Origin of the sequence: Maritimibacter sp. DP1N21-5 (assembly GCF_019218295.1) — a bacterium.
Taxonomy (GTDB): Bacteria; Pseudomonadota; Alphaproteobacteria; order Rhodobacterales; family Rhodobacteraceae; genus Maritimibacter.
Map to the genome: position 1 here is coordinate 124,019 of NZ_JAHUZF010000001.1, position 8,947 is coordinate 132,965.

Annotated in this window: 7 protein-coding genes; all 7 read right to left on the reverse strand. The window is 69.2% G+C overall.

Annotated features, from left to right (window positions below; all coding sequences use genetic code 11):
* Positions 1 to 5 precede the first annotated feature (5 nt).
* Entirely contained in the window at positions 6 to 1,100 is a 1,095-nt protein-coding gene (locus KJP29_RS00595; RefSeq protein WP_218461595.1) for a BamA/TamA family outer membrane protein, read from the reverse strand.
* Positions 1,097 to 1,933 carry an efflux RND transporter periplasmic adaptor subunit gene (locus KJP29_RS00600; protein ID WP_218461596.1) on the reverse strand — a complete coding sequence of 279 codons (837 nt, stop codon included), beginning with the start codon at positions 1,931 to 1,933 and terminating at the stop codon, positions 1,097 to 1,099. The genes KJP29_RS00595 and KJP29_RS00600 overlap by 4 nt, the downstream gene beginning before the upstream one ends.
* A complete protein-coding gene (locus KJP29_RS00605) occupies positions 1,920 to 3,404 on the reverse strand; it encodes a TolC family protein (protein ID WP_218461597.1) in 1,485 nt (494 codons plus the stop codon). Before KJP29_RS00605 ends, KJP29_RS00600 begins: the two co-directional genes overlap by 14 nt.
* A gap of 29 nt (positions 3,405 to 3,433) precedes the next feature.
* Complete coding sequence (locus tag KJP29_RS00610) at positions 3,434 to 5,416, reverse strand: M50 family metallopeptidase (RefSeq protein ID WP_218461598.1); 1,983 nt, start codon at positions 5,414 to 5,416, stop codon at positions 3,434 to 3,436.
* The gene (locus KJP29_RS00615) at positions 5,389 to 6,963 is read right to left on the reverse strand and encodes an efflux RND transporter periplasmic adaptor subunit (protein WP_218461599.1); all 1,575 of its coding nucleotides are present in this window, start codon (positions 6,961 to 6,963) and stop codon (positions 5,389 to 5,391) included. Before KJP29_RS00615 ends, KJP29_RS00610 begins: the two co-directional genes overlap by 28 nt.
* A 3-nt stretch (positions 6,964 to 6,966) precedes the next feature.
* Positions 6,967 to 7,263, reverse strand: coding sequence for a DUF3467 domain-containing protein (locus KJP29_RS00620; protein WP_218461600.1), 297 nt, complete (start codon positions 7,261 to 7,263; stop codon positions 6,967 to 6,969).
* A 31-nt stretch (positions 7,264 to 7,294) separates the two neighbouring features.
* The coding region (locus KJP29_RS00625) for a calcium-binding protein (protein ID WP_305067313.1) at positions 7,295 to 8,947 on the reverse strand (1,653 nt) is incomplete at its 5' end.

Consider the following 8,947-nt stretch of genomic DNA (forward strand, 5'->3'; position numbering starts at 1 on the left):
TCCGCTCAGAAGCTCCGTGACAGGTTGAGCGACAGGATGTTCTGCTGGTCGGTGCCCCGGAACCGCACGGGTTTCGCCACGGCGAAGTTCACGGTCCCGATCTGCGTGTCCCAGTAAAACGCCGCACCCACCGCGACGTTCAGGAAATAGCTGTCGTCGATGGGCCCCGAGGCCCCGACCGGCGCGCCGTCGAGCCGCCAGACCGATCCCGCATCGACAAAGGCGCCAAGCGCCGTGCGCTCGAAGACCGGACGCCGGACCTCGACGGAGCCCAAGAGGTAATTCGTTCCACCCAGCGGCGAGTCGATGGCCCCTGTCGCGTCACGCGGGCCGATGCCTGCGACGCCGAAACCGCGCGGTGCCGCCCCGCCCAGAAACGCCCGGTCGAAGACCGACACGTTCTGCCCGCCCAGCCCCCGGATCGCGCCCGCCTCGCCCGAGACATGGAGCACGAACTCTTCGACGAGGGGCTGCGCGGTCTTGGCCGAGAGTTCTGCCGAGACGAAATTCCGCGTGCCGAGCGGGGCGACGCGAAAGGTCCCCGCCACGCCGCTTCCCGTGCGTCCGAACCCAGAGCCGGTGAAATTGTCCCAGCCCAGCCCGAGCATCCCGCCCGCGGTCCAGGAAATCCCCCGCTCCGCCATGATGAGGGGCGAGGCCGCCGTGTTGAAGGTCCCGATCTTGTTCACCTTCACAAAACCGCCCGCCGTCACGTCGATCGGACCAAGGCTCCCCACGACCCCCGCGCTCGCCCCGCCGGTCTGGCCGGTATAGGCGTCGTCCGACCAGTTCGACGACGTGTGGTCCAGCGTCACAAAAACCTCGGGGTTGGCGAGAAACCCGAGCGCGCCAAGCTCGGACGAATAGCCGACCGACAGCGCCGTGTCGTAACCCTTGCGCCCCAGGCGCACGGCCCCGGACAGGTCGATTCCGCTCCCGAAGAAATCCGCGACCTCGATCCCGGCGGTCCCGATGGGACCGTAAAGCGACGACCAGCCCGCCCCGGCGGTCAGCTGGCTCGCGTTTTGCGTCGACTGCGCGAAAGCAGGCGTGAGGGACGTTGCGACAAGCGCAGTCACGGCATAAATGACGGATTTCATTGGCTTTCCCTTCCGGTCGGGGTCGTCAGAACACAGTCGAGCCCGGGCAGCACTCCGGGGGCGGACAGCGTGAAGAAAATGGAAATGGTGCGCGACGACACATCGGCCATGGCCGAGGCATAGTCGAGCGTGACGGGATGCAGGGTGCCCCCGATCCGGGCCTCGTGCCCGGTGGCGGCCAGCACCTCGGGGGCACGCCCCGCCGGCACATAGGCCTCGATCCGCAGCGGATTGGTCACGGTCAGGGTGGCGATAGGCTGGTTCGGACCCGGCGCTTCGCCGGGGTCGATGACGCCTTCGGCCACCACCCCGTCCACCGGCGCGCGCACCTCGGCCCGCGACAGCGCCACCCGAGCGCGCTCGAGCTCCAGCACAGCGCGGCGCAGATCGGCCTCGGCCCGTGCCACCTCGCCCTTCGCGCTGTCGCGTTCAAGCCGCGCGGCATCGACATCGGCGGCCGAAACCGCGCGCGTCTCCAGCGCCTGCTCCAGCCGCCCGAGCTTGACCTCGAGCCCGGCAAGCCGCGTCCGGGCGAGGTCCAGCATCGAACGATCCGCCGCCCGTGCTTGGGCCAAAGCCTCCTCCGCGCGGCCAAGCGCCGTGTCGAACTCTGCCACCAAATCGCCCGCCGAAACGGATTGCCCGGGCCGCACATGCACCCGCGCGATCACCCCGTCCATCGGCGCGGCCAGCGTCACGACGCGGCTCGGCCGCACGGCGCAGGGGATGCCCGCACCGCCCTCGCCTCCCGGCCAGCCCGGGGGCGGCGTCACCCCCTGACCGAACGCCGGGCCGGCAAGCGCCAGCGCCAGTATGACCTCAGCGCAGCGCATTGGTGTTGAGCGCCCCGGTCAGATACTGAAGTTCGTTCCAGGCCCGCAGATATTCCACCCGCTGCACCTCGGCCTGCACCTGAAGCTGGCTCGCGAGCCGCTGCCGCGCCGCCAGCACCAGATCGTTGGACTGGCCCGAGGCGACCAGGTCGCGCTCGCTCTGCACATTGGCCTGGGCCGCGCGATAGGCCTGCGACAACTGCCCCGAGGCCGTCGAAAGCTGCTTCATCCGTTCGAGCGTCATCGCGATCCGGGTCTCGAGCTCGCGTCGCGTGGCGTGGTAATCCACCACCGCCGAGCGCAGATCGACGTTCGCGTTCAGCGTCCGGAGCCCGTCGCCCCGCGCGTTGAAAAGCGGGATCGTCACCTGCACCCCGGCGGTCATCTCCTGCGTCTTCGACCCGCCGCCAAAGCGGCTGCCCCCGCGCGTTTCGCGCTCGATGTTCGCAAAGGCATCCACCACCGGGCCGAAGTCGGCGGCCATCGCGCCTTTACGCGCCAGATCCGCCTCGACCACCGACATCGCGATGGCAAGGATCTCGGGGTTGTTCTTCTCGGCAAGCGCCACGGCCTGCGCCACGCTCATCCGGCCCTCGGTGCCCGAGATGCCGCCCGGCGCAGACACTGCGCCGACCCCGGAAATCGCAGTCCCGGTCAGCGCCGACAGCCGCCCCAGAAGCTGGGCGTAATTCGCCGCCTCCAGCGCATAGTCGCTCTGCACCTGCCCCTGTTCGGACAGAAGCGCACGCCGTGCCTGATCGCTGGCCAGCCCGCTGTCGGCCAGCCCCATCTCGGTCGCCGCCTGCCGCCCAAGGCTCGCGCCCCGGGTCTGGTATTCCTGCATCCGCATCTTCGACGCCGCCGCCGCAAGATAGGTGTCGGTCGTGTCGAAGATCGCCTTCTGCACGGCGGCGATATAACGGACCTCGGCGATGGTGCGGGCAGTCGTGGCGGTCTGGATCGCAAAGATCCGCGACACGTTGACCAGAGGCTGCGTCACCGTCGCGCCCATCGTGGTCACACCATAGGTCGCCGTGCCCAGCTGGAACACAGCGTTGTCCGACGAGATCACCCGCGAGCGCACCTGCGTCCGCGTGAAATTGGCCGAGACCTGCGGCAGGTAGCCGAAGATCGCGTTGAGCCGCTCGGCATCCGCCCGGTTGATGTTCTGCGCCGCGCGCCCGATGTCGGTATTCCGCTCCAGCGCGTTCTGGAGAAGGTCCGGCAAGGCCGCATTGGCCGGGTTGTCCACCGCGCTCTGGCCGAAGTCCGCATTCACCTCGGCGATGGAATTGGCCCGCGCCAGCGTGTTGGCAAAGCGCTGGTCCTCCTTGGCGCGCCGGTCCGGGTTGATCCCCTCGGTGCGCAGGGCCTCCAGCCGCTCGGGCGTCGCCTTGTTCGTCGTGCCGTCACAGGCCGCCAGCCCGACGGCGGCAGTCAAAGCGAGCGCAAAGGTGGTCTTGATCGTCATGTCACTGTCCGTTTCTTCCCTAGGGCCCTTCAGCCCTGATTATCTTCGAGCCGCCGTTGTCTCTCGGCGATCTCCGCATCCCTGAACTGGGCGATCTTGCCCCGGCCCCAGCCCGCGACATGTCGCCAGACCGGGATCGGAGTGAAGCTGAGGCGCACCTGCTGTCCGCTGGTGGCGATGGTGGCGGGGGCGACCGGCACCGCGAGCCGGAGCGTGAGGCTCCGTTTCGTCGTGGCCGTGCCGGGTTTCACTTCCTCGACCAGCCGCACGCGGGCCGGATCGATCTCGGACATCATGCCGTCCGAGCGCAGGCTCACGCGCCGAAGCCCCCGGTCCCAATCTTCCACATGGGTCTCGGGGAAGGCGCCTGTCAGAACCGTCTCGCCGTCCTCGGGCAGGAAGCTCCCGACCACGGTACCGGGGGCGAGCCAGTCGCCCGGCGCGATGGGCCTTGCCGCGATGAACCGCCCCGCTTCGGGCGCGGTCAGCGACAGCGCCGCGATATCAGCCCGCGCGATGGCACGCCCGGCTTCGGCCGCCGCGCGCTGGTCTGCGCCCCGCTGAACCCCGGCGGCCCCGGCACCTGTTGCGACCTGTGCCGCCAGATCGGCCTCCGCCACCCGCAGCTCCGCCTGCACGAGTGCTGCATCGAAGGTGGGATTGGCCAGCGTCACGATGGCCGCGCCGGTCGCCAGCGTCGCCTCGGTCGGCGGTGGCACGACGACCCGTCCCGGCCGGCTCACCGCGATGGCATAGGCGCCAACCGTGTCCGCCGTGACGTCGATCACCTGACGCGGCGCGACCGGCACGAAAAGAAGCACTAGGATCAGCCCGCCCAGCATCGCCGGCACCCGCCAGCGCATCAATCCGCCGCGCGGTGCGGGCACGTCCCGCGTCTCGGGCGCCTTGCGAAACGCCGCCTGCATCGGGGCGAGCAGGATCACCACCGCGCCCCAAAGCCCAAGCACCAGCCCGAGGCCCAGGAACCGTGGCAGGATCGCCCAGACGATCCCGAAGATCACGACCCAGCGATAGGCCGCCGAAGCGAGCGCGAAGCCCGCGAGCGGCCCGTCGCCCTTCTGCGTCCGCACCCCGTCGCCGAACACCCGCCCCCGCACCCGGCGCAGCGCCGCGCTCGCATCGGTGGCAAGGTTCCGGCGCGACAGAAGGTCCGACAGGATGAAATACCCGTCCATCCGCATCAGCGGATTGGCGTTGAACACCAGCGAGTTGAAGACCGAGAACAGGAACGCCCGTCCGATCACGAGCTGCGCCTCCGGGTTCGACACCAGATGCCAGGCGATGAACAGCACCAGCCCCAGCGCGATGTCGGTCAGGATCCCTGCCGCCGAAATCAGGATACGCTGCCAGCGCGTCGCGCTCAGGTCGGCCTCGGAGCAATCGACGAAGGGAATCGGATAAAGCCCGATCAGGTTCACCCCGGCCCCGCGCAGCCGCACCTTGAACCGGGTCGCGGCGAGCACATGACCGAACTCGTGGATCACCTTGAGGAAGGGCGCGACCAGCCCGAAGGTCAGAAGCGCCTCGAGCGAGAAGACGTCATGGCTCTGCCGGATCAGCGCCCAGTCGTTGCGCAGGCCCAGAAGCACCGCCAGCGTGAGCAGCACCCCGATCGCCGCGACCCAGCGCGGACCGAAGGCATGGCGCGCCACCGGGACCAGCGCCGGTTGCACCACCGACAGATCCTCGATCAGCCGGAACTGCATCTGCACCGGGTTGAACCGCTTCTTCACGAAGCGCTGGTTGTCGCGCATCTGGCGCACGTAAGCGAGCGCCGAGAACCCCGCGCGAGCGTCCTCCTCGGCCAGACCGGCGCGCGCATCGGGGCGCGACACCGCCCCTGCGAAACGATGCCACGCCGCCGCCGTCCCGCGCGAGAGCCGCAGGATCTGCCCGGTCGCCCGGTCATGCAGGAGATAACAGAAGCCCCGTCCCTCAGCCGAGAGGGTGAGGTCGAGCTGTCTCACCAACTGAGGCCGAGGTAGGTCCATGACACCGTTCTGAGATATTCGACAAGGTAGTAGCCGATGCCAAGGACCCGGGGCGCGCGCTCGCCCTCGATCCTCGCATAGCCGGTAAGACCCGCAAGCAGCCGGGCACGATCGCCCCCGGTCACCTGCGCGATGACTTCGAGCCGCTCGGCCCCGTTCTGCCCGTCCGCGACCAGCGCCGGCGGCGTGACAAGCTCGACCGGGAAGCGCGCGGCAAGCCCCCGGAACCGCGCCTCGCCCACCATCCCGGCGGTCAGACGCCGCGCATCGACTCGCGACGGCGTCAGGCTCATCACGAAGCCGTCGCCGGTCTGCACCGTGATGACGTCACGCCCGGTCGCCACGTTGGCCCCGATCATGTTGGGCGGCAGCGCGGCAATCACCCGCCCGCTCGCCGGGGCCGTCACGGTCAGCGCGTCGATCTTCGCCGCCGCCTGATCGCGCCGCGCCTCAGCCAAGGCCCTGCGGCTCAGGGCAAGCTGATAGGCGCCGTAATCGCTGTCCGACATCGCCGCCTGCGCGTTCAGGTCCTCGACCCCGATATTGAGCTCTTCCTGCGCCAGCTCCGCCGCGAGTTGCTGCGAGGCAAAGCGCGCCACGACCTCGCCTTCGGTCACGGCGTCGCCCACGCGCACGCGCATCTCGACAAGGTTCGCGTCCGACGCGAGCGCGGCCACCCGCCCCTCGGCGGGCAACGCCGTGCCCGACAGCGTGATCCGCGCCGGTGCCGGCCAGAGCAGCCAGACCATTGCAGTCACTGCCACCGCCGCCGCCAACCCGCGCCAGATCGGACGCCGCGCCGCGTTGCCCCTGGCCCTTCGCATGGGCCGCGCAATGGCGAGAAGCGCGGGAAGATCGACGGCCAGCGCCCGACCCGCCTCCGACGGCCCGACCAGCACGACGCCGTAGCCCCCCGGCCCGTCCGGCGGCACCAGCACCAGCCCCCCGGACCCGAGCCGCTCCAGAAGCAGCGTCCCGTCGATGTCCTCGCTTCCGGGGGTCAGCTCCAATGGCGCTTCCAGCCCCGCAACATGCGCGCCGATCCAGTTGCGCAGCACATCGCGCGCCGCCTGCACCGTCCCGTCCGAGGTCCAGAGCCGCCGCACCTTGCCCCCCGTCAGGGTAAAGACCGCAAGGCCGCGCGCGAAACCGTCCTCGACCAGCACCTCGCCCAGCAGCGAGGCAAGCGCCGCACCGGATTTCACCGGCCCCTGCACCCGCTCGCCCAGCCGGAGTGTCACCGCCCCGATCCCCGCCGCCTCGCCCGTCGCCACGCGCGCAAGCCCGGTCGACAGCGCCTGCGCGCGCGACAGCATCGGGGCGAGCTGTGTCAGCTCCGGCACCGTGGGCAGCATCCAGAGCGCCCAACGCCCGGAACCCACCGGCACAGACAGCACCATGCCGCCCGCGTCCTTGCGCGCCGCCGGACGGTCCTGAAGCGTATCTGCAAGGCGCGCGCGGACCTCGGACGACGGAACATCGCCCAGCACCGGGACCGAAGCCCCGGCCCGGTCCATCAGGAATACAGCGCGCGCCTCGTCGAGCATGGATCAGGCGTCGATCTTGCCGAACTGGTCCTCATAGGCCTTGATCGAGCCCGCGAGGATCGCTGCAAGCCGCTTGGCCGCGAAGGGATTGAGCACGATCCGCGTCGACAGATCCACGTCCACTTCCTTGTTCTCCGACACCGTCCCGCGCCAGTTCTGATGGGTGCCAAACAGCAAGAAGAACTCTTCCCGGTTCGCCGTCGCCGTCCCGATGTTGGCATAGACACTCTGCATCTTGTCGTCGTGCCAGTTGATGGTGACGCCGTTCATCGTGGTCGTGGTGTTGGGTTTATCGGTCATTTCTGGCCTTTCGTATGTTCTGTCAGATGTGTCATTCAGCGGCGATCGGCAGCTGCGCCTCGGCCACCGCCTGTTTCGCCTCGATCACGGCGAGCAGACGCTCGATCAGCGCCTCCAGCACCGTGGGCGGCAGGTTCCCCGAAAGCAGGCCCGCCTCGACGAGCGAGGAGAACAGGCTCTCCGCGATCAGCGTCACATCCGCCCCCGACTGGATCAAGACCGCCAGCGACCGAAGCAGCGCCGGATCGTCGAGCGCGTTCACCACGGCCTGCCAGATCTCGTCCATCGACATGCCGTCCAGCGTGCCGAAACGGTCGCGCTCGGGCCGGGTCGGCTCCTCGGGATAGTAGTTCAGGTTGGCCCCGATCGAGGCATCCTGCTGCGCCTCCGACACCACGTCGAGCGCGCCGGGCCCGGCGAAGTTCGAGGTGTAGAGGAAGCGCTGCGTCATCGAGATGTCGCCAAAGCCCAGCGGGAACACTGCCTTGAAGATCCCGGCGTAGCCATCCGAGAAGATCAGGTCGCTCGCCGTGTCGCCAAAGAACAGGTCCGGCCCGAGGTTCCCGATCATGATGTCGGGGCCAGCGTCGCCGTGGATCTGGTCATATCCGCCGGTGATGAAGGCGAAGTTGGTGTCGATCGTCATCCGCTCGGCCACCGAGCCGTCCGCCCGCGCGCTCCACTGCCGGGTAAGGATCGCGGTATCCCCGATCAGGATGTCCTGCCCGCCCTGCCCGTGGATCACGTCGTCCCCGAAGCCGCCGAGCACGATGTCAAAGCCGTTGCCGCCAAAGATCGTGTCGTTGCCGCCAATATCGATCATGACCCCGGTCATCCGGGTCAGTCGATCCGCCGCCGACTGGTTCGCCAGCGCCCCGGCCGGGTTCGACAGCACGATACGCGCGATATCCCCCACGATCAGGTCATCGGCACCCGCCGCCACGATCCGGTCGTCGCCCGCCTGACCCAGAAGGATGTCGTCGCCCGTCGCGCCGCGGCTGGTGATCCGGTCGTTACCGCCCCGCGCCTCGTCGGTCATGAGAAGCGTGACGATGTCCGCCGTTCCGGTGAAGGTGACCACCCCGCCGTCGCCAAAGGCGAGGTCCTCGCCCGTGCCGGTGTCGAGCGTGTCATTGCCCTGCCCGCCAAGGATCATGTCGTCGCCGGCACCCGAGGCGATCACGTCATGCCCACCCGCAGGTTCCCCCACGAGCGTCTGCATCCGCCCCGTCCCGGTGCCTGCATCCGACACGCGGCCAAGGTCGCCCAGAATGGCATCGTCCCCGTCGCCCGAGGCGATCGTATCGCCCGCAAGCCCGCCAAGGATCACGTCGCGGCCCGTGCCGGTGGTGATCGTATCGGCGCCGCCGTTCACGGTATCCTCGCTCACCGCGCGCACCACTCGACCGGCCAGCGTGATCACACCCTGATCGCCCAGCACGGTATTGTCGCCGTTGCCCGCGTCGATCTCATCGCCGTCCTGACCGCCCGCGATCATGTCCTGCCCGGCGCCCGTGGTGATCGTGTCGACCCCGCCCTCTTCGGGCGTGGTCGTCGTCAGCACGTCATCCCCGGTCCAGTCGTTCTCGCCCGCGTCGCCCAGCACACGGTTGTCGCCGTCGCCAAGCTCGGCCGTGTCCGACCCGCCACCAAGGATCACCCGGTCCTGACCCGCGCCCGAGGT

What these genes read in the sequence shown, in the direction of transcription:
- KJP29_RS00610 (WP_218461598.1), bottom strand. Translation starts at nt 5,416, where the DNA reads ATGGACCTACCTCGGCCTCAGTTGGTGAGACAGCTCGACCTCACCCTC.
- KJP29_RS00620 (WP_218461600.1), bottom strand. Translation starts at nt 7,263, where the DNA reads ATGACCGATAAACCCAACACCACGACCACGATGAACGGCGTCACCATC.
- KJP29_RS00595 (WP_218461595.1), bottom strand. Translation starts at nt 1,100, where the DNA reads ATGAAATCCGTCATTTATGCCGTGACTGCGCTTGTCGCAACGTCCCTC.
- KJP29_RS00615 (WP_218461599.1), bottom strand. Translation starts at nt 6,963, where the DNA reads ATGCTCGACGAGGCGCGCGCTGTATTCCTGATGGACCGGGCCGGGGCT.
- KJP29_RS00600 (WP_218461596.1), bottom strand. Translation starts at nt 1,933, where the DNA reads ATGCGCTGCGCTGAGGTCATACTGGCGCTGGCGCTTGCCGGCCCGGCG.
- KJP29_RS00605 (WP_218461597.1), bottom strand. Translation starts at nt 3,404, where the DNA reads ATGACGATCAAGACCACCTTTGCGCTCGCTTTGACTGCCGCCGTCGGG.